This is a genomic window from Arthrobacter sp. TmtSoilC79, assembly GCF_059739405.1.
The window spans coordinates 1,667,542-1,689,373 of the sequence record NZ_AP046051.1; the positions used below are offsets into that span (position 1 = coordinate 1,667,542).

15 protein-coding genes are annotated in these 21,832 nt (G+C 60.9%); 12 read left to right on the plus strand and 3 right to left on the minus strand.

The window, feature by feature from the left end:
* Positions 1-238: 238 nt before the first annotated feature.
* From mtrA to secA, 7 genes are all read left to right on the plus strand, one after another.
* Complete coding sequence (mtrA, locus tag AC6JA3_RS07770) at positions 239-913, plus strand: MtrAB system response regulator MtrA (protein WP_035760565.1); 675 nt, start codon at positions 239-241, stop codon at positions 911-913.
* Complete coding sequence (mtrB, locus tag AC6JA3_RS07775; protein WP_497920059.1) at positions 885-2,891, plus strand: MtrAB system histidine kinase MtrB; 2,007 nt, start codon at positions 885-887, stop codon at positions 2,889-2,891. The genes mtrA and mtrB overlap by 29 nt, the downstream gene beginning before the upstream one ends.
* A 2-nt stretch (positions 2,892-2,893) precedes the next feature.
* Positions 2,894-4,606, plus strand: a complete 1,713-nt coding sequence (locus tag AC6JA3_RS07780) for an LpqB family beta-propeller domain-containing protein (protein ID WP_026540049.1) — start codon at positions 2,894-2,896, stop codon at positions 4,604-4,606.
* A gap of 84 nt (positions 4,607-4,690) precedes the next feature.
* A complete protein-coding gene (locus AC6JA3_RS07785) occupies positions 4,691-5,776 on the plus strand; it encodes a ComF family protein (RefSeq protein ID WP_347783160.1) in 1,086 nt (361 codons plus the stop codon).
* A 143-nt stretch (positions 5,777-5,919) separates the two neighbouring features.
* Entirely contained in the window at positions 5,920-6,648 is a 729-nt protein-coding gene (gene hpf / locus AC6JA3_RS07790) for a ribosome hibernation-promoting factor, HPF/YfiA family (protein WP_347783162.1), read from the plus strand.
* Positions 6,649-6,677: 29 nt separating this feature from the next.
* Positions 6,678-7,925: a winged helix-turn-helix domain-containing protein gene (locus AC6JA3_RS07795; RefSeq protein ID WP_497920060.1), complete on the plus strand. Its 1,248-nt coding sequence runs from the start codon at positions 6,678-6,680 to the stop codon at positions 7,923-7,925.
* Between the two features lie 86 nt (positions 7,926-8,011).
* The gene (secA, locus tag AC6JA3_RS07800) at positions 8,012-10,753 is read left to right on the plus strand and encodes a preprotein translocase subunit SecA (protein WP_026540051.1); all 2,742 of its coding nucleotides are present in this window, start codon (positions 8,012-8,014) and stop codon (positions 10,751-10,753) included.
* Positions 10,754-10,885: 132 nt separating this feature from the next.
* Here the strand turns inward: secA and AC6JA3_RS07805 are convergent, their stop codons facing one another.
* Complete coding sequence (locus tag AC6JA3_RS07805) at positions 10,886-11,308, minus strand: Rv3235 family protein (RefSeq protein ID WP_238324850.1); 423 nt, start codon at positions 11,306-11,308, stop codon at positions 10,886-10,888.
* Between the two features lie 138 nt (positions 11,309-11,446).
* Positions 11,447-12,217: a LysM peptidoglycan-binding domain-containing protein gene (locus AC6JA3_RS07810; RefSeq protein ID WP_497920061.1), complete on the minus strand. Its 771-nt coding sequence runs from the start codon at positions 12,215-12,217 to the stop codon at positions 11,447-11,449.
* A 149-nt stretch (positions 12,218-12,366) separates the two neighbouring features.
* Here AC6JA3_RS07810 and AC6JA3_RS07815 point away from each other — a divergent pair, with 149 nt between their 5' ends.
* Positions 12,367-12,954, plus strand: coding sequence for a hypothetical protein (locus AC6JA3_RS07815; protein WP_497920062.1), 588 nt, complete (start codon positions 12,367-12,369; stop codon positions 12,952-12,954).
* On the opposite strand, the gene AC6JA3_RS07820 is transcribed toward AC6JA3_RS07815, so the two are convergent.
* Positions 12,951-13,172, minus strand: coding sequence for a helix-turn-helix domain-containing protein (locus AC6JA3_RS07820; RefSeq protein WP_026540055.1), 222 nt, complete (start codon positions 13,170-13,172; stop codon positions 12,951-12,953). The genes AC6JA3_RS07815 and AC6JA3_RS07820 overlap by 4 nt on opposite strands.
* Positions 13,173-13,325: 153 nt before the next feature.
* Here AC6JA3_RS07820 and AC6JA3_RS07825 point away from each other — a divergent pair, with 153 nt between their 5' ends.
* The 4 genes from AC6JA3_RS07825 to AC6JA3_RS07840 are packed head-to-tail and all read left to right on the plus strand — an operon-like array spanning position 13,326 to position 21,692.
* Positions 13,326-13,970, plus strand: coding sequence for a flagella basal body P-ring formation protein FlgA (locus AC6JA3_RS07825; protein WP_026546153.1), 645 nt, complete (start codon positions 13,326-13,328; stop codon positions 13,968-13,970).
* The gene (locus AC6JA3_RS07830; RefSeq protein WP_497920063.1) at positions 13,967-15,277 is read left to right on the plus strand and encodes a CpaE/TadZ family protein; all 1,311 of its coding nucleotides are present in this window, start codon (positions 13,967-13,969) and stop codon (positions 15,275-15,277) included. The genes AC6JA3_RS07825 and AC6JA3_RS07830 overlap by 4 nt, the downstream gene beginning before the upstream one ends.
* Positions 15,278-15,334: 57 nt before the next feature.
* Positions 15,335-20,191 carry an NAD-glutamate dehydrogenase gene (locus AC6JA3_RS07835; RefSeq protein ID WP_497920064.1) on the plus strand — a complete coding sequence of 1,619 codons (4,857 nt, stop codon included), beginning with the start codon at positions 15,335-15,337 and terminating at the stop codon, positions 20,189-20,191.
* A gap of 31 nt (positions 20,192-20,222) precedes the next feature.
* Entirely contained in the window at positions 20,223-21,692 is a 1,470-nt protein-coding gene (locus tag AC6JA3_RS07840; RefSeq protein ID WP_026540059.1) for a sensor histidine kinase, read from the plus strand.
* The last annotated feature ends 140 nt before the right edge of the window (positions 21,693-21,832 follow it).

Genomic DNA, 21,832 nt, shown 5'->3' on the forward strand with positions numbered 1-21,832 from the left:
GCTCTGGTTGTGACAAAATATCCTCCCCATAAGACCCGGCCCGCCGACGTCCGACGTCCCCAAACGCGCCTTGGCCCCCAGCCTATAGGCCCGCCGTCGTCCCTCATAGCCCGACGCCCGGGCAGCCACGGCAGGCAGGCCACCACGCATGTGCAGTACGGTGGAACTGCCCTTGGAGCGCCATGCCGTGCGCTGTGCCCAACGGGACAAAGACTTGGTGATAAGGGAATATATAACTATGAAGGCACGCATTCTGGTAGTTGACGACGACGAAGCACTCGCAGAGATGATTGGCATCGTCCTGCGCAATGATGGTTTCGAGCCGGTGTTCTGCGCAGACGGTGGCCAGGCGTTGGAGATCTTCCGCTCTTCCAAGCCGGACCTTGTGCTGCTGGACCTGATGCTGCCCGGATCCGACGGCATCGAAGTCTGTCGCCAGATCCGCGGTGAATCCGATGTGCCCATCGTTATGCTGACGGCAAAGTCCGATACTTCCGATGTGGTCCGGGGACTGGAGTCCGGAGCCGACGATTACGTGCCCAAGCCCTTCAAGCCGGCTGAACTGGTGGCGCGGGTCCGTGCGCGACTCCGTCCCGGCGACCAGAAGGCCCCCGAAACGCTGCGCATCGCCGACGTCACCATCGACGTCGCAGGCCACCTGGTCACCCGCGGCGGCGACCGGATTTCGCTCACCCCCCTGGAGTTCGACCTCCTGGTGGCACTGGCGCGCAAACCCTGGCAGGTTTTCACCCGGGAGTTGCTCCTCGAACAAGTTTGGGGCTACCGGCACGCCGCGGACACGCGCCTGGTCAACGTCCACGTCCAGCGCCTGAGGTCCAAGATCGAACGCGACCCGGAGGCGCCCGAGGTCGTTTTGACGGTGCGTGGTGTCGGATATAAAGCAGGTTCCTGAGTCCCCGGCCGGCAAAGCCGGCATGGCAGAAGGAGACCTCGGGACCAAGGGTCCAGAGGCGGCCGGAGTCGACCATTCGACCCCGGCCTTGCCACCGACCCCCGAAGCGACTGGCGAATCGTCCGCCGGGGGCCCCGGTCAACCGGACCCGAAGCAGCCCGGCCGGAATACCCGCACCTTGCCATGGCTCCTTTCCCGCGCACGGATCTGGACACGGCGCGGACTGATCCTTGTTTTGCGGGTCTCACGCCTTGTGTCGATTGGAGTCCGGCAGATCAAACCTGGGCTTCGCTACCTTTGGCGCTCGGTGCTGCGCCGGTGGCGGCGGTCCCTTGAGTTCCGTACCGTCCTGACCACCCTTCTACTGGCCGTGACATCCTTTGCGATAGTGGGCGCCTACCTGTCCAACCAAATTGCCAACAACCTTTTCCAGGAGCGGCTCGCCCAGGCAGAGTCGGAGACCCGATACAACGTCAAACAGGTCCAGGACACGTTCGACGGCGCGCAGGTCACCGATCAGTCCAGCGTCATTACGTTGGTCTATGACACCCTGACGGCCGTGGAGGGCCGGGGTTCGGTCATCCAACGACGCTACGTGTTCGAAGCAAAGCCAGAGCAGACAAAACCCCGTAACCGCTGGGTCGAGTCGCGCGCTTCGGACCAGTTGACGGTCCGGGTCATACCCCCCGAGCTCCGGAAAGCCGTGCAGGAGGGTGGCAAGCAGCAGTTTTGGGCCTCCACGCAGTTCCCTGTAGGCAATGAGGACCGCCCGGGCATCGCCGTCGGAAACCTGGTGACGTTCAACGGCACCTCCTATGAGCTCTACCTGATTTACGACCTCAACACTGCCCAGCAAACGTTGGACGAAATCCAGAACGTGCTCTGGGCCGGTGGAGCTGCACTGGTCCTGATGATCGGGGCGATCGCCTGGTACGTGACGCGCAACGTGGTCAGTCCTGTGAGCCACGCTGCGGTGGTCTCCGAAAAGCTCGCGGCCGGCCAGCTCCAGGAGCGCATGGTGGTCAAGGGCGAGGACGAGGTAGCCAGGTTGGGCGCTTCCTTCAACCACATGGCTGCCAGCCTCCAGGAGCAAATCACCCAGCTGGCCACTTTGTCGCAAATGCAGCAGAGATTCGTTTCCGACGTCTCGCATGAGCTTCGTACCCCGCTGACCACTGTCCGGATGGCTGCCGAAGTGCTCTTTGACGCCCGTGATGACTTTGATCCCATGAACAAGAGGTCAGCCGAACTGCTCTACCACCAGGTTGAGCGGTTCCAGTCCCTGCTCTCGGATTTGTTGGAAATCTCCCGCTTCGACGCCGGGGCAGCAGTCCTGGATGCAGAACCCCAGGACATCTTCCAGGTGATCTCCCATGTCATGGAAGGTGCGGCACCTGTTGCAGCAGAATACGGCTCCGAGGTCCGGCTGAATGCCCGGCAAAAGAGCATCGTGGTGGAGATGGACTCCCGGCGGATCGACCGGATCCTTCGCAATTTGTTGCTGAACGCCCTGGAACATGGGGAAGGGAAACCGATCCACATCTCAGTTGCAGCCAACCATGAGGCCGTTGCAGTGTCGGTCCGGGACCACGGCATCGGGATGACCCAGGCAGAAGCAGCCAGGGTGTTCGATCGTTTCTGGCGGGCCGACCCCGCCCGTGCCCGTACCACCGGAGGCAGTGGCCTGGGCCTGTCCATTGCCGCAGAGGACACCAAACTGCACAATGGTTGGCTTCAGGCGTGGGGCCGCAAGGGATCGGGTTCGAACTTCCGGCTGACACTTCCCCTCCGGCAGGGAGGCACCATTGTGAAGTCTCCGCTTCAGCTTGAACCGGCCGATATTGAATTCCCCGGGACCGGGAGCGCGAACGAGCGGCACATGCTCATCCTGGGCGCGGACTCCGGAGCCGGCCTGCAGCGCCAGCGCCCGGACGCCGCGAAGTCTGCTCCTGACGATCAAGCGGGGAGGGAGGCGTGAGCATGACCGGGCCAAGGCGCCGGCGGGCGTTTCTTGCGGTTCTTGCTGTCCTGATGGTGCTGCTGGCTTCCTGTGCCCAGATTCCGCGGTCCGGGCCCGTCGGTAAAAGCAAGGACGAAGGTGCGGGCAATCCCAACGCACCAGTCTTCTTTCCTGCGGCCCCGCGTGCGGGATCGAGCCCGGAGACCGTGATCGAGGATTTCTACATGGCCGGCAGCGGGTATGAGGATGACTACCCTGTTGCGCGCCAGTATTTGACCCAGGCACAGTCCGTTACATGGAAACCAGACAAGCGGGCCATTGTTTTCCGTGAAGCACAGGTAGTCAAAGCAGCTGGGGAAAACGAGTACCTCTACGAATTGGACGTTGCCTATTCGGTTGACGCCGATGGCGTGGCCACGCAGTTCCCGCCGGGTACCAAGGAGACCATTCCGCTGACCCTTGAGCAGGTGGAAGGCCAGTGGCGGATTTCGAAGGTGCCCGACGGTACGGCCATACCGGAAGAAACGTTCAAGGTAATTTATGGGGCATTCCCCATCTACTTCTATGACCCCACGTTTACCTATGCCGTGCCCGACTACCGTTGGTTCATCAAGAAGAACACCGTCAAGTCCATGACTTCAGCGGTGCTTGCAGGGCCGGCTCCGTACCTTCGGGGTGCAGTGGTCAGTGCCTTCCCGTCCGGGATGAAACTCGCACGCGAATCCGTGCCTGTGGTGTCCGGGTCTGCGCAGGTCGACCTCTCCGCCAAGGAACTGTTCGATGCATCGGCAGAGGACCGCCAGAGGATGCAGAACCAGTTGGCTCTGACCTTCCGGGACCAGCCTGATGTCATCAACGTCCAGCTTCGCGCCGATCAGGACCTTGTCCGGGTTGAGGACAACGGAACAGTCTTGCCTCCTGTAGTGGACAAGAGCGTTCCGGCCCGTCAGATAGCTGTCAGCAACGGCGATCTGGTGCGGTATGAAAATAACCGGATGACTCCGCTTCCGGACATGCAACCAGTGTCCGGCCTGGGCCCCCACTCGCCGGCTGAATCGCCTGTTTCCCAAACGGCGGCGTTCCTCAACGGGGACAAGACAACCCTGTATGCGATTGAACCCGGTCAGCCGGCACGCCAGTTGACCACCAGGAGCACTCTCACAGGGCCTTCCTTCAGCCCCCACGATTGGGTTTGGACAGCCGGGCCGGGCGCCAACGGAGCGGCCGAAGTGGTGGCTTTCAAACCCACGGGGGTTGCCCCGGGCATGGCCATTCCCAATGTCACCTTGACTCCGGCTTGGTTGTCCGGACGGACCGTCAAGGACTTCAGGGTTTCCCGGGAAGGGACCCGGGCGCTGGTCATTTCCCAGGCAAACGGCAAGTCAACGGTGCAGATTACCGGAATAGTCCGAAATGCCGACGGCGTGCCCAAGGACCTCACTGCGCCCATCACCTTGGTCAGCAGCGGCTCGGTTGACCAGGGTGTCTGGGTTAACAGTTCAACAGTGGCCGTGATGTCTGGATCGGCCAGTGGAACCGTGGTCCCTGAACTGCTTTCGCTGGAGTCGGGCGAACCACAACAGTTGGCTCCGTGGGACGGCTTGACCAGCCTCAGCGCCGGTAATGGCTCGGAGCAGATTTACGGTCAATCCGAGGACGGCGTGTTCCAACGGGTAGGAAACGGCTGGGAACTCCAGCTTAAAGGACCTACGGAGCCCGCTTTCCCCGGCTGACCAGGGAGCAGATAGAGTCCGCGTTGTGCACATAGGGTGGGGCATGCCTTGCCGTCGGGTTTGGTTCCCTGCATGCTTGCTGCCATGACCAGGGCAGAAAAGGAAACCAGGGACGGCTCCTTCGGGCCGCACAGCACTGCCATGGCTACCGCTCTTGACCAGCACGGCTTCCGGGAGCTTCGTGCGGCTACCCGTGCCAGGCAGCCACGGCGGGACCAAGACCCCGACCTCCACCCGGTGGATCCTGTGCAGGCTCGTCGGCGTGCTCCTGACCGACAGCCTCTTGGCCGCTTCCTGGCGGTGCTTCAAGGCACTGCCACTGACCTGCTGGGCCTGCTGGTGCCTGTGGATTGCGTTTGTTGCTCTGCGGAGGACACCGTGTTGTGTGCGGCCTGCGCCAAGCGGGTCCGACAACTCTGCAGCCGGCCGTTCCGCGCAGAACAGGAGTCGCCCGCCCTGGTTGGGTTCGATGGCGCGACAAGGATGGGAGTTGTTGCCGCTGGGCCCTACCGGGACGAACTGGCCCAGTGCCTCCTCTCTTTCAAGCACTTGGGCCAGTGGCGCCTGGCCGGGGTCCTGGCGCCTTGTCTTGGCAACGCGGTGCGGCGGGCCATTGGTGATAAATCCGGATTCTTCCTTGTGCCGGTTCCTACAAGTGGCCGGGCCTACCGAAAAAGGGGATTCAGCCCGGTGCATCTCTTGCTTTTCGTCGTGCGGATACGACGCATGCTGCCCCAGTGCACAAGCCTTGACGCTTTGGAAAAGCGAGTTATTTCAACGGCATCCGTGGTCCGAAGGGACTCGCTTCGAGACCTTCTGGAGCGGACCGCCGGCTTTCCGGGCAGGAAGGGGACACGGCACTCCGGTGCAGGCCAGAAGGGACTGGGAAGAGGCGCCCGGGCCAGCAGGGTCCATGGATCCATGCGGGTAAAAGGCCGATACCTCCAACAAATCAAGGGCAGGAAATGCCTTCTTGTAGACGATGTGCTCACCACCGGCGCGACCCTTGCCGAAGCAGCCCGGGCAGTGGAAGCTGCGGGCGGTGTGGTCTGTGGCGCCGTTGTCCTCGCGGCCACGAGGCCACCAGCCTACGCTTCCAACTCCATAGGGCGCGATCCGGATGAAGTCTTCAAGACTCAATCAAAAAATAAGCGAGCAAAGGATGAATAACGCGTGACGATGAACTAACGTCGGTTGTGGGTACCAAGAATAGATGTACCTGTCGATAGCGGCTCGGAAAGGGGCTCGACTGTCCGTCAGACAAGCCCCCAAAAGCGTCGTTGTCGTGTCACCTGAGTTATTTGGAGGGCACCATGGAGTTCATGATCAGCGGACGAAATCTCACAGTTTCCGACCGCTTTCGCGAATACGCCGGCGAGAAAATCTCGAAGATTGAGTCGCTGGGGGATAAGGTCCAGCGAGTCGACGCCAAGGTTTCCAAGGAAACCAACCCGCGGCAGACGCCGGGCCAGCTCACCGTTGAAGTGACAGTCCTGGGCCGGGGCCCCGTCATCCGTGCCGAGGCCACAGCCGACGATAAATTCGCTGCCTTCGATCTGGCATACAACAAGCTTCTTGAGAGGCTTCGGCGCGCGAAGGACCGGAAAAAGGTGCACCACGGCCGCCACACGCCGAAGGCCGTGCGCGAAGCCACTGCAACACTGGAACCAGCCAGCGCGAGCGAACCGCTCTACCTCGAAGCAAGCAATCACCAGGACCCCGCGCCGACGGCAGATGAGCGTTCTCCCTATGAGATCGAGAACGACATTCCGGCAGGCGACTCGCCCGTCCTGATCCGCCGGAAAGTCTTCCCCGCTGCTTCCCTGACGCTGGATGACGCTGTGGACAACATGGAACTCGTTGGCCACAACTTCTACCTTTTCCTGGATAAGGAAACCAATGCGCCCTCGGTCGTCTACCGCCGTAGTGGTTGGACCTACGGCGTGATCACTCTCGACTCCACCTGTGAACCCGGCGAGGAAGCCGTGGAAGAGAAAATCCACGCCTACCGTTCCGATGACCAGGCGTCCACTGCAAAGTAAGGCACTATTGCCCGTATGAAGGGACTTCCATGACCGCTTCGCTGAGCCTCTCCGAGGCACGGCGGATCGCATTGGCAGCTCAAAGATTGGCAAAAATCCGGCCCGCCGGCCCCGTGACAGCACGGGCGGTGGGCCGGACTTTTGCCCAACTCCAGCTTGTTCAGATCGATTCCGTGAACGTGGTGGCCAGAAGTCACTACCTACCTTTCTTTTCCCGGTTGGGCGACTACGACCCCGGGATCCTGCACACGATGGCAGGTCGAAAGCCGCGCCGGATGATGGAGTATTGGGCGCACGAGGCGAGCTTTATCCGCCCGGAGCATTTTCAAGACCTTCTGGTGTGGCAAAAACGGTCTTGGGTGGGAGCCCACCACCTTGAACCGCATGTCCGCCAGGATATGGAAGACCGCGTTCTGGCCGCGCTCAGTGCAGGACGCCCTATGACTGCCTCGGAACTCACGGCTGAACTCGGGCACGAAGAGGCAGCCGACCGTGGCAATTGGGGATGGAACTGGAACATCGTTAAGCGGGTCCTGGAGCACCTGTTTGAACAAGGACGCATCTCGGCCGCGTCGCGGACACCGCAATTCGAGCGTAAGTACACCCTGACCTCCAGGGTTGTTCCTGACATTGCCGCGCCCTCGGGAACCGCCGAGGACTCGCTCGACCGCCTGATGGATGCTGCCGCCCAAGCCCACGGAATCGGCACTGTCCGCTGTTTTTCGGACTACTTCCGGACACCTGTGAAGGCAGGAGCGGAGTCGGTCCGGCGGTTGGTCCAGGCAGGCCGCCTCCTGCCAGTGTCGGTGCGCGGTTGGGACAGGGAAACCTACAAGCACATCACCGCCAAGGTGCCACGCAGGGCTGAAGGCCGTGCATTGCTGAGCCCTTTTGACTCGTTGGTCTTTGAACGGCGGCGACTTGAGGAATTGCATGGTTTCCATTACCGGATAGAGATCTACACTCCCGCGGCCAAGCGTCAATTCGGCTATTACGTACTCCCGTTCCTTCTCAGGGACGGGATCGTGGCACGGGTGGATCTGAAGGCAGACCGCGCAACCGGCCGCCTTCTGGTGCGCTCGGCGTTTGCTGAGCTTGGTGCTCCAGCCGATACCGCCGTCGAACTTGCTGCCGAGCTGGAACTCATGGCGGCCTGGCTCAGGTTGCAGGACGTCGTGGTGTGGCCGGTGGGGGACCTCGCGGGCGATCTCGCCCAAGCCGTGGCTGATCGCGCTGAAGGACGGGGTGGACTCCTTGGCAACCGGCCAGTCCGCTGAGAGGTGAACGCGGCCACGTGGTGCTGGTCTCTCCCGTAGACTGAAACAGCCAGAATTCGGCAGCATGAGACTGGGAGCAATTTCACGTGGCATCACTAATCGAAAAACTTCTCCGCACGGGTGACAAAAAGACACTCAAGCAATTGCGGAACTATGCCGATTCCATCAATGCCCTGGAAGACTCCTTCAAGTCCTTCACGGACGCCGAACTCCGCGAGGAAACCGACCATCTCCGGTCCCGCCACCAAGACGGCGAGACCTTGGAAGCACTCCTCCCGGAAGCATTCGCCGCTGTGCGTGAGGCCTCTTCCCGTACCTTGGGCATGCGCCACTTCGATGTCCAGCTGATGGGTGGCGCCGCACTTCACCTGGGCAACATCGCGGAAATGAAAACCGGTGAAGGCAAGACCCTCGTGGCAACCGCGCCCGCGTATCTGAATGCGCTGGCGGGCAAGGGTGTCCATGTTGTCACGGTCAACGACTACCTCGCCGAATACCAGTCCGAGCTGATGGGCCGCGTTTACAGGTTCCTGGGCCTGACCAGCGGTTGCATCCTGTCCAACCAGGATCCCGCGGTCCGGCGGCAGCAGTACGCTGCGGACATCACTTATGGAACCAACAACGAGTTTGGTTTCGACTACCTGCGCGACAACATGGCCTGGGATGCCAGTGAACTCGTTCAGCGCGGACACAATTTCGCGATCGTCGATGAAGTCGACTCCATCCTGATTGACGAGGCTCGTACTCCGCTCATCATTTCCGGCCCTGCCCAAGGCGACACCAACCGCTGGTACAGCGAGTTCGCAAAAGTCGTTCTCCGCCTGCAACCCGAAGTCGACTACGAGGTCGATGAAAAGAAGCGCACGGTGGGCGTACTCGAAGCCGGTATCGAAAAGGTTGAGGACTACCTCGGAATCCAAAACCTTTACGAATCCGCCAACACCCCCCTGATCGGCTTCCTCAACAACGCCATCAAGGCCAAAGAGCTTTTCAAGCGCGACAAAGACTACGTCATCCTCGACGGCGAGGTCCTCATTGTCGACGAGCACACCGGCCGTATCCTCGCCGGGCGCCGCTACAACGAAGGCATGCACCAGGCCATTGAGGCCAAGGAAAATGTCGAGATCAAGGCCGAGAACCAGACGCTCGCCACCGTGACACTGCAGAACTACTTCCGCATGTACTCAAAGCTCGCCGGCATGACCGGCACGGCCGAGACTGAAGCGGCTGAGTTCATGAGCACCTACAAGCTGGGTGTGGTGCCCATCCCCACCAACCGGGACATGCAGCGGATCGACCAGCCGGACCTTGTTTACAAGAACGAGGTCGTAAAGTTCGACGCCGTAGTGCAGGACATCGCCGAGAGGCACGAGAAAGGCCAGCCGGTGCTGGTAGGCACCACCAGCGTGGAAAAGAGCGAGTACCTCTCCAAGCTGTTGGCCAAAGAAGGTATCCGGCACGAGGTGCTGAACGCCAAGAACCATGCACGTGAAGCCTCGATCGTTGCGCAAGCCGGACGAAAAGGCGCCGTTACCGTTGCAACCAACATGGCAGGTCGCGGTACCGACATCATGCTTGGCGGCAACGCCGAGTTTACTGCCATTGCAGAGCTGGCGAAGCGTGGACTCGATCCCGAGGAAAACTCGGAGGAGTATGAGGCGGCCTGGCCCGAGGCGCTTTCTGCCGCCAAGCAATCGGTCAAAGATGAGCACGAAGAAGTCTTGGACCTTGGCGGGCTCTACGTTCTGGGAACTGAGCGGCATGAATCCCGCCGGATCGACAACCAGCTGCGCGGCCGTTCAGGACGTCAAGGTGACCCCGGCGAATCCCGTTTCTATCTTTCCCTGACTGATGACCTCATGAGGTTGTTCAATTCGGGTGCGGCCGAACGGCTCATGAACAGCTCCGTGCCCGATGATGTCGCGCTTGAATCGAAGCTGGTCTCCCGTGCCATCGCCTCTGCCCAAGGGCAGGTGGAAGGTCGCAACGCTGAACAGCGCAAGAACGTTCTCAAGTACGACGACGTCCTCAACCGGCAGCGTGAAGCGATCTATGGCGACCGCCGCCGTATCCTTGAGGGCGACGACCTGCACGAGAAGGTCCAGTTCTTCCTTGAAGACACCATCAACGCACTCATCGAGGCAGCCACTGCCGAGGGAACAGGCGACGATTGGGACTTCAACCAGCTGTGGGCCAACTTGAAGACGTTGTACCCGGCCACGGTGACGGCCGAAGAGATCATCGAGGAAGCCGGTGGAAAGTCCCGTGTCACTGCCGATTTCCTGAAGGATGAGATTCTTTCCGACGCCCGACTGGTTTACCAGGCCCGTGAAGAGGCCATTGGCTCCGAGAGCATGCGCGAACTGGAACGACGTGTTGTGTTGTCGGTCCTGGGACGTAAATGGCAGGAACACCTTTACGAGATGGATTACCTGAAGGAAGGTATTGGTCTCCGGGCGATGGCCCAGCGTGATCCCCTGGTGGAGTACCAGCGCGAGGGCTTTGTGATGTTCCAGTCCATGATGGAAGCCATCCGTGAAGAGAGCATCGGATTCCTTTACAACCTTGAGGTGGAAGTAACGCCGGCCGAGGACGTGGTGGTTGCCGACGACACCGCCGCCGGGACGCACACTGAACATCATGAACCGCAGATTCGGGCAGCGGGCCTGCAGGCGCCGGAGAAGCCGGCGCAGTTGCAGTACACCGCGCCGGGTGAAGATGGTGGGACCCAAACCCGCGTCGAGGGCCGCACGTCCGGTCGTTCCGGCAATCCGGCCAAGGCAGCCGGCCAGGAGCAGCGCAAACCTGCCAAGAAGAAGCGTCGCTGATCCTCTGATGTAGTGGCCGCAACTGGCATTGCTGGTGGCATGCCATGTAAGGGCTGGTCAAAGAATAGGGCGGGCCCCGGACTTAGCGTCCGGGGCCTGCTTTTTTGTTGTCCGCGGATGGCTGCTCCGGGGTCAACCGATTTCCAAAGCCGTAACCCGCCACACTCCATCCAACCGTTCCAGTCTCATGGCCACAGCGCGGCATCTTTGTTCTTCGGCAACAACAATGCTTGCCTCGCAGATGTCCTCGGTGATTGAGCAGGCTCGAACAGAGCGGACCATGGGGCTCCGGTGGGGATGAAGGTTTCCCCGGACCCTGGCGGCGTGCTTCCGGGTGAGGGCAGCCCTGTGCTGCAGGGATAGATAGCAGTCAGGATCAAGGGAACGTGAGAGCTGGGTCAGGGCGCGGGTACCTGCCAGAACCTCCAACGCTGCCTGCGCGATACTGCGTGCAACCAGCCGAACGTCAATGTCCGAACTGTTCGAACCGTAACCGGGAGATGGTCGTTGGGAGTTCTGGCGGCCCGTGGGCCGGCTCGCGGTCGCAACGGTCATGGTCATACCTCAGGCATTCACTACATGAACCCGGGCGTGGGGACGCCCTGTTCTGATGGCTTCTGCTGGGATGACGCTTGTGTTGCTTGTGGGGGACCCCTGAGCGGGTCACGTTTTTAGTAGTCGTTTACCGGATTGTCAGCCCGGCAAGGGCGGCCGCAGGACCTGGCCCGGGACCAACACTGAAGGATCCTCGCCAATGACCGAACGGTTGGCGGCGTGCCACTTGGGCCACAACAGCGCGACCTCGACATCGGTTGAAAGGGGACCCAGCCGTGACGCTGCAATAGACCAAAGAGTGTCTCCTGACTTCACGACGACACCGGATTCTTCTGGAGGGATCCCTTGTCTGATCGGCGACCGGCTGAGAAGTCCGGGATCGGCGAGGGGAGGCTTGGGCTTCCACCGTGGATCAAGGGAGTTTGCCTTGGCGATGGACCCGGTTTTCTGCAAATCGGGAGCGGACCCCGCAGCGGGCTTGGGAGTCCAGGCAGGGTGCGGAGAGGTTCGGCTGTTGACAGCTGTGGGTCCCCAGCCGGGCTCGGGTAGGGGAGTGGATGCCTGGGCCATAGTGGCACCCAGGAGGTTCAAGCTCAGGACCGCTGCGGCAATCCGCAGCATAAAAGCAGGGCTGAACTTTGCCAGGGCATTGGCGCTGGCCTTCTTTCCCCTACGGTGCAAAAGCGATGCGAAGAATGCGAGCACAAATGAAAGAATCCACCACGCCACCAGTGCTGCACCAGCACCGTTCGCGATGAAACCGATCAGGTCCTCAATGGAGATGACTTGGTTGTGGTGATCCGCTGACCGCCATTGATCCAAGAGCATGGTGCCCACGTAGAAAAGCAGCAGCCCAAGTCCCAGGATTGTCCCGGCGAGGCAGGCGTCGCTGCGTACTGTTCTTGCCACTCAAAGCCCCCAAGCTCCGTTTGATGCAGTTTGATGCATTTTGACATCGTTAGGCCTATTCTGAACACGTTGCAGCCGTTCTGTCCAATCCGGATCGCCGGATAACGCCATATTCGCTCCGTCATCATGTTGCAGCCTAGTCTGACTACATGAGATGGGACTCTCTCTTTGACGATCTGGACGCACAATTTTCTGCCGGGCACGCCCTTTCGGCGGAGTCGGAGATCACTGAGCGGTCCAGGGTGGAGCTTGCCGGGATCGAATTGGGTGATCGGCTCCGTGGTGCAGCTGGCTCAGTAATTACACTGCGTCTCGCCGACGACACCGTCCTGGAAGGGGTGGTGAGGCGTGTGGGCGGTGACTGGCTGGTTGTGGCTGAGGGGTCCAAGCAATGGCTGGTGCCATTCGCTGCAGTGCTGACATTCCGGGGCCTGGGGAGATTGGCCTTGAAACCCGCGTCGACGATTCTTGGGTTACCCGGGATCGCATCCGTCCTCAGGGCGCTGGCCATGGACCGGTCCGAGCTGGTACTTCACTTGGTCGCACCAGCCGGAACCGCCGTGAAGATCAGGGGTGTCATAGACAGGGTGGGCCGGGACCACCTTGATATTGCCGTTGTCCGGGACGGTGAAGCGCGGCGGGCGGGAAACGTGGCCTCGGTCATGACTGTCCCGTTCGGCGCTGTTGCAGCTCTGTGCTCATACCCCGGTGGTAACTACCCTCGCGGGTACGCCTAGGGCTGGCCCGCCTTGGCTCTTGCCTCCTGGATCATGCGGCTTGCTTCGGCATAGCGGTCCTGGATGTATTTTTCCAGCATCGTCTCCTCAATGCGCCACTGACCCCGCCCTCCTACTTGGATGGCTTTCAATTCGCCGCTGCGCACCAGGGCATAGGCCTGCGGGGAATTGATTTGAAGTTGTTCGGCGACGTCCGCCAGAGTCAGGAATCGGGGCATGGCACCATTTTGCCACCGTTGGACTGCTTTTGGTGCGTTTATCCACAGTTATGGCTACTTTGTGGTCAGTGGCTTTTGCCTCGTGGGAACGGCCGGTAAGAATGAGGGGGCGGGTCCATTGACCTGCCATAAGCTCACCGGGGGTAGCAGGACATGGGTCAAGGGGCAGTGGTCGCTGCAGCAAGATTGAAGAAGCCGTCGTGGAAGGATCCCCGGCTGCTGATCGGCATCCTGTTGGTACTCGTCTCCGTTGCCGGCGTCATCGCCCTGGTTGGCTCGGCAGACAGAACGACGCAGGTCTACACGGCGCGCGAAGAAATCGCAGTTGGCCAAGCGGTCACCATGGCGGACCTCTCGATTGCCAATGTGCGCCTGGACGATCTTGAGTCCGGGTACGTCACCGTAGAGGGCGGCTGGGCCGACGGCCGGGTTGCTCTGCAACGGGTCGCGAAGAACCAGCTTCTCGCCAAGGAAAGCCTGGGGCAGGCCGATGCGCTGAACCGGAAGCCTGTCGCTGTTTCCGTCGAAGGGGAACTGCCTGTTCAGGTCGTTGGAGGTGCGCGGGTCGATGTCTGGGTTGCGTTGCCCGGTTCAAACAGTGCGTTTGATGAGCCGCATTTGCTGCTGCCCAGCGCCGAAATTGCGCAGGTGGTGTCTGGACCCGTTGGTTTGGGAGCATCCAAAACCACCCAGATCCTTGTCCTCGTGACGGATGAGCAGATGCCCAAGCTGTTGGGTGCACAAGCGAATAAGGCCAGCATTTCAGTGGTGTGGAATCCGGCGGGACTGAACCCATGAGCATTCCCGTGGTTACTGTAGGTCCCGCGCAAGAGGCAGTAGTAGGCGGGCTGGAGGGCCTGCATGGGCCGGTGACGGTGGTCAGGCGCTGTTCGGAGCTTGCCGAGCTTATGGCAGCCTGCCAGAGCGGTCTTGCCATGGCAGCCGTTGTCGCGGAGGGCTGTGACGAACTAACCACTACCTTGGTGGATCGGCTCGGGGCAGTCGGGGTCTCGGTCGTGGCGCTCACGGATGACCCGGTCGAGGCCGGGCGGCTGCACTCCATTGGAGTTGTTGTGGCCGCTTCAGGCATAGCACCCTCCGTGCTCGCGGCAAGAATATCCGAGGCGGTAGGGGGCGGTCACGCACGGGCCCTGCTCGGCTCGGGCCAGGACTCAGGTTTCGCCGATGTCGGAGGTGGTCCGTTATCGGTACCAACTCCTGAAGTTGAACAGGACCCGCAGGAGGGTTCGGGCCAGGTGTTTGCCGTGTGGGGGCCCATTGGGTCCCCCGGCAGGACGCTGCTGGCGGTCAACATCGCTGCCGAGTTGGCGGCGGAAGGAAAATCCGTCGTCCTCGTCGATGCCGACAGCTATGGCGCCAGCGTGTCTGCTGTCCTGGGGCTGTTGGACGAAGCCGCGGGTCTCGCCCAGGCCTGCAGGCTTGCTGACCAAGGGATTCTTGACGCGGAAGCGCTGAAGGCCGCGGCGGTTCCAGTATTCACGAAAGAATTCTCCTTCCGGGTGCTTACGGGGACCACGCGTGCGGACCGATGGACAGAGCTGAGGGCTGCTGCGATGTCCCGCGTCCTTGAACGTGCCAAGGAAGTCTCGGATGTCGTGGTGGTAGACACCGGATTTTGTCTCGAGTCGGATGAGGAACTGAGCTTCGACACCATGGCTCCACGCCGGAACGCGGCAACTTTGCGGAGTCTGGAAATGGCTGATGTGGTTTTCGCTGTGGGAGCGGCAGACGCCATCGGAGTACCGCGGCTGGTCCGTGGCCTGGCCGAAATGCAGGCAGCTGTTCCGGACGCATCAGTGCGGGTGGTCCTTAATAAGGTCAAAAAGTCGGCCGTGGGGTATGCGCCAAGGCAGCAATTGGCGGAGGCGTGGGAAAGGTTTGGGCCGGGGCTGGGAATCGACGCCTACCTGCCGGCGGACCCGATAGCTTGTGATGCAGCCTTGCTCTCAGGGTCGGTTCTCCTGGAATGCGCACCCGAATCGGCACTTCGACTTGCCATTGCCAACCTTGTCTGTGCGCCTGTCCAGCAAAAGGCGAATTCCTTTGGCCGAAATACCAGAGCCGCCCGCCTACATAAGCGCTAGGCTCAAAATGTGGGCTGCAGAGTCGCAGCAATCAACATGTGATGGAGGCGTTTGTAGATGTCGTCAGGATCCAGCGTGGAGGATCGGTCCGAAGCAGCAGTTGTCCGTGAAGGTTTCTTCGGTGACTACTATGAACACCTCGCAGAGGAGGACGCGCGCGCCTATTCGGCTGAGCTGCTGATCTCGCGGGCGACAAATCACAAGAAAGTCGCCCAGTCGCGGATGCCGGGCAACGCCGTCGTCGAAATTTCCGGTGAAGCTGACCGAGGTGTCGTGTATATCGTCACCGACGACATGCCTTTCCTCGTGGACTCAGTGAACGCAGAACTCGTTCGTCAAAACTGCGCGATCCGACTTGTCATGCACCCATTGTTCGTAGTCACCCGCGACCGTGTTTCCGGGGAGCTCCGGAACATCTCCCGGGTCCCGTCCAACGTCGGTATTTCCAGTGGCGACACCGCTGCACTTCCAAGCGTGGCCCATCTTTTGGGTGACGGCGACAACTCCTCGCACATGGAATCCTGGATTGCCGTTGAGATTGACCGTGTCAGCGACGACGCCCGTGCAGCATTGGTCGAAGGACTCCAGCGCGTTCTGGGCGATGTCCGTGCAGCGGTCGAAGACTGGCCAAAGATGCGCAGTAAGGCACTGGAGCTGGCCGAAGCTCTTGGGGGTATCTCACACCCTGAGCAGATCGCCGAACTTCGCCAAGCGCAGGATCTCCTGCGCTGGCTCGACAACGGCAACTTCACCTTCCTCGGATACCGCGAGTACGACCTCGTGGACCAGGATGGCGAGGACGTTCTGCAACTCCGTGAAGACAGCGGCCTTGGGCTCCTGCGCGCCGGGGACGCCACGCGCCAGGTTCAACACCTCACAGACGCCGGACGAAAACGCGCCAGGGAAAAGCGTGCCTTGGTCATTACCAAAGCCAATTCCCGGTCGACTGTCCACCGGCCCGCCTACCTTGACTACATCGGAGTCAAGAGCTTCGACGCCCAGGGCAACGTCAATGGGGAACGGCGTTTTATCGGCCTGTTCGCAACAAGCGCCTACACCGGTTCCGTGCGCAACATTCCGATTGTCCGGGACAAGGTGGATGCTGTTCTGCGCAACGCCGGGTTCCCGATCGACTCCCATTCGGGCAAGGATCTCCTGGGCATCCTTGAGACCTACCCACGCGATGAACTGTTCCAGATCGAGATACCGGACCTGGCGGCAACCGCTACCGGAATCCAGCGGTTGCAGGAACGACGCCGAACCAAGCTGTTCCTTCGCCCTGACATCTACGGCCGCTTCATGTCGGCCGTGGTGTACCTGCCCCGGGACCGTTACACCACCAGCGTTCGCCTTCGGATCGAACAGGAACTCCGGGAAACCTTCCAAGCCGAGAGCATCGATTACGAGGCCCGGATCACTGAGTCTGCCCTGGCCCGGGTCTTCTTCAGGATCCGGCTGCCGCGCACCGCTGAGCTGGCCGAAGTCAACGTTGCCGAGCTGGAACACCGGCTCATGAGGGCATCCCGTTCCTGGAGTGAAGGTATCACCGAGGTCCTCCGCGAGCACCGGTCGGCAGAGAGCGCCGACGTCCTGTCCGCGCTGTGGGCAGAGGCATTTCCCGCAGGCTACCGCGTGGACTACGAAGTTGAAGACGCTCTGGAGGACATCGAGCGCTTCGAAAAGTACGGAGCCGAGGCTGAAAGGGCGGGGGAGGCGCCGAAGCAGGTCAAACCCGGGGTACACGTGTACCTGCCTGAAGGTGCCGGCGAAGCTTTGGAGGAGGACGCCCGCGTCAAGCTCTACCTCATGGAGCCTAAGAGCCTGAGCCAGATCCTTCCCTACTTCCACAACCTCGGCCTTGAAGTTTTGGATGAACGTCCCTTCGAGATCGAAACCTCCGATCACCGTGACTTCTTCCTTTACGACCTCGGACTTAAGTACCCTGCCGGCGTCGACCCCCTTGCTACGGGTGAACTCTTGAGCGATTCCTTCGGTGCCGCCGTGACGGGATCCGTAGAGTCGGACAACTTCGACCGGCTGGTTCTGCGTGAAGGAATGCATTGGCGTCAGGTAGTGGTCCTCCGCGCCTACGCCAAGTACATGCGGCAAATGGGGAACACCAACTCCTTCGGTTTCATCGCCGACACTCTCTTGGGCAACCCCGATGTAGCCCGTGGCCTGAACGCGCTCTTCTCCGCACGGTTCGACCCCGCGGTACCTGAAGAACTTCGGTCCGAACGCCAGGAAGCGGCACGGCTGGCCTTGGCCGAATCCATCGAGCAGGTGGCAACGTTGGACGCTGACCGTGTCCTGCGTACTTTCGTGAACCTCATTGAGTCCACCCTTCGGACCAATTACTTCCAGAACAAGGAATACCTCAGCTTCAAGCTGGACCCGACGTCGATTGACGGGCTGCCTTTCCCGCGCCCCATGTATGAGATCTGGGTTTACTCACCCCGGGTTGAAGGCGTGCATCTGCGTTTCGGCAAGGTCGCCCGCGGTGGTCTCCGCTGGTCCGACCGCCGCGAAGACTTCCGCACCGAAATCCTTGGCCTGGTGAAAGCCCAGACCGTCAAGAACGCTGTGATCGTTCCGACGGGTGCCAAGGGAGGTTTCTTCGCAAAGAAGTTGCCCAACCCGGCGATCGACCGGGCAGCCTGGATGGCGGAAGGAATCGAAAGCTACAAGACCTTCATCCGGGGCCTGTTGGACATCACTGACAACCTGGTGACCTCAGTGGACGGCGAAAGGCTCGTCCCGCCGTCGGACGTTGTTCGCCACGACGGCGACGACTCCTACCTTGTGGTGGCAGCTGACAAGGGAACTGCGACGTTCTCCGACACCGCAAATGGACTCGCAGCCGAGTATGGGTTCTGGCTGGGAGACGCCTTTGCCTCGGGCGGCTCGGTGGGCTACGACCACAAAGCCATGGGAATTACAGCCCGCGGAGCATGGGAATCAGTCAAGCGGCACTTCAGTGAACTCGATCTGGATACACAGACCGAGGAATTCACGGTGGTCGGCGTTGGCGATATGTCCGGTGACGTCTTCGGCAACGGAATGTTGCTGTCCCGTCACATCAGGCTGCTGGCCGCCTTCGACCACCGCCACATCTTCCTTGATCCCACACCGGATGCCGCAGCATCATTCAAGGAACGTCAGCGGCTGTTCGAACTGCCCCGGTCTTCCTGGGGTGACTACGACCGTTCACTCATCAGTGAAGGTGGGGGCGTCTACCCGCGCCAGGCCAAGACCATACCGGTTTCCGACCAAGTGCGTAAGGCGCTGGGCCTGCCCGACGGCACCACACAGCTGAGCCCGCCTGAACTCCTTCGCGCGATTTTGCTGGCTCCGGCGGATCTCCTCTACAACGGCGGCATCGGAACCTACGTCAAGGCAAGCACAGAAACACATGCGGCCGTAGGGGACAAAGCCAACGACGCCATTCGCGTGGACGGGCGTGATCTGCGGGTCAAGGTTGTGGGAGAAGGTGGAAACCTCGGCTTGACGCAGCGTGGGCGCATCGAAGCTGCCCTGCAAGGGGTCATCCTCAACACTGATGCAATCGACAACTCGGCCGGTGTGGACTGCTCCGACCATGAAGTGAACATCAAGATCTTCGTGGACCGCATGGTCGCTGCCGGCAAGCTTGAGGCAGCAGAGCGGGCCGGGTTCCTGGCAGACATGACGGATGAGGTGGGACGACTCGTCCTCCAGGACAACATCGACCAAAATATCCTGTTGTTGAATGACCGGACGCGGGTTGCCGAGTGGAGTCCCAGCTATGAGCGGCTGATGGATTGGTTGGAGAAGTCCGCCGATCTCAAGCGTGATCTGGAAGCTCTGCCCACCACAGAGACGCTTCGTGCAAGGCTGGAACAGGGTCAGGGCCTGACATCGCCTGAACTGGCAGTCCTGGCGGCTTACGCCAAGATCGAACTCGGCGCGGCACTGCGTGAGAGCAACCTTGCCGACGACCCTTGGTTTGCGGAGACCATCCGGAACTACTTCCCCAAGCAGTTGCGCGAGAAGTTCGACGCCGAACTGGACACCCACCCGCTGCGCCGCGAAATCATCGCAACCGTAGTGGCCAACGACATCATCAACCTTGGCGGCATTACCTTTGCCTTCCGCGCCATTGAAGAAACATCGGCCAATGAGGTCGCAGTTGCCAAGGCATTTGTTGCCCTGCGCGAAATTTACGATCTCGATCCCATGGTGGCGGAGTTGAATGCACTGCCCGCATCGTTCCCGACTGAGCACTGGAGCGAAGTCCACCTGGATATCCGCCGGCTGCTCGACAGGGCCGTTCGATGGATCCTTGGGCAAGGAATGGCATCGCAGCCGATTTCCGAGGTGGTGGAATCGTTCAAGCCGATGCTGGCTCCTTTGCGGGCCAAATTGCTGGACTACCTCCGCGGCGAAGACAAGACACGCATCTCGGGTTGGCTTGAGAAAGCACGCAGCTGGGATTTGCCCGAACACCTTGCCCACAGGTGGGCTGAGCTGTTCGAAAGTTACGCGCTGTTGGATATTGCCAGGATCGCCCAGACCGGCGGTGGCAGCGTCGAAGCCGTCGCACACGTCTATTACACGGTGTTCAACCGCTTCCACGTCGATTCGTTGCTGGAACGGATCAGTTCACTGCCGCGTGATGACCGCTGGCAGGCCCTGGCCAGGGCTGCCCTTCGCGACGACCTTTATTCAACTGTCGCGGATATGACGACGTCGGTGCTTGAGTCTACGGAGTCAGGCGCCTCCGCTGAAGATCGCCTGAAGGCCTGGGAAGGGCAGAATGCCGAGCAACTCGGCCGTGCCAAGACCATGTTTGACGAGGTCAACGCGCTCGAAGCCGACGACATGGCTTCACTGTCGGTAGCATTAAGGCTCTTGAGGTCAATCGTTCGACGCTAGGGGCAATCCCGGCGTCGCAAATGGAGGTGCAGTGGCAATCTTTACAGACCCCATCAGGGAACACGCTGATTTCGGGCCTGGGGATGCCGAATGGCTGCACCTCCTCGTCGGTGACTGGCAGATGGTCGCCGACCTTGCATTCGCGGACCTTGCTTTGTGGTTCCCGCACCCGGAGTTCGGTTATATAGCCCTCGCCCACGTCCGTCCGTCGACATCCCATACGGTGTTTCATGCGGACTTCGTGGGTGAGGGCATCCGTTCCGATCTCCGCCCGCTGGTGGACAAGGCATGGAACAGCCGCTCGATCGAACGCTCCAGCGAAACAAGCTGGAGCAGCGAGATGGCCCTGCGTGTTGAAGCTGTTCCCATGGTGCGCAATGGCAGGACGCTGGCCGTCGTGACATCCCACATGGATTTGTCCAGCTCACGCATGCCCTCGAGGCTGGAACTGACATACCGTCAGTGTGCCTATGATCTCCTCCGCATGGGCACGCTGGGACTCTGGCCGGACTTCGCATCTCCCACAGGATCACGCCGTGGCGCACCACGCGTGGGGGACGGGCTTATCAGACTGGACGCCGAGGGGATTGTTCAGTACGCGAGCCCCAACGGTGTATCGGCTTTCAGGCGACTCGGCGAAGTTGAGTCGCTTGAGGGACGGTCACTGGCGGAAGTCACTGCCGGGCTCCTTAAGGACCGCCGGATGGTGGACGAGACACTGCCGCTGGTTGTCACCGGACGCATGCCTTGGCGGAGCGAGATTGAGTCCCGCGGCGTCAGCCTTTCCCTGCGTGCCATTCCCTTGCGCGATGAACAACACCGTTTCGGTGCCTTGGTCCTGTGCCGGGACGTCTCTGAACTGCGGCGCAGGGAAATGGAGCTCGTCACCAAGGATGCCACCATCCGCGAGATCCATCACCGGGTAAAGAACAATCTTCAAACTGTTGCGGCCCTCCTGCGCATGCAATCGCGCCGCATGGTCAGCGACGAAGCGAAGCAGGGCCTGGAACAAGCGATGCGGCGTGTGGCCACCATTGCCCTCGTCCATGAAACCCTTTCCCAGGGGTTGACGCAGAGTGTTGATTTTGATGAGTTGATAGGTCGGCAGTTCCGGCTCTCAGCCGAGGTCGCATCGCCATCCCAGCAGGTGCGAACCGAACGCTCCGGGTTGTTCGGTGAACTGCCCAGCGATTTCGCCACACCATTGGCCCTGGTCATTAACGAGCTGGTAACCAATGCCGTGGAGCATGGCCTTGAGGGGCGCACAGGGACTGTATGGCTCCTGGCTGACCGGGCCGACGGAGACGGAAATGATGAATTCCTGACCGTGACCATTGCCGATGACGGTGTTGGCTTGCCGGATGGTCAGTACACCGAGGGCTTGGGTTTGCAGATTGTCCGCACGCTGGTGACAAGCGAGCTCGGTGGATCCATCCAATGGAGCCCGCGCGATGGGGGCGGGACCGCCGTCGAAATCGTATTGAACCTGGCCCGAGCCTGACTTTTGACTGTGATTGGCCACGAATCATGGGGAGCGCACACAGGGCCAAGGTTTAACTAAAGAACCTTGCCCACCAATCATGGAGGGCGCACGCAACGCCGAGGTTTAACAAAAGAAGGCCGCGGACCAAATGGTCCGCG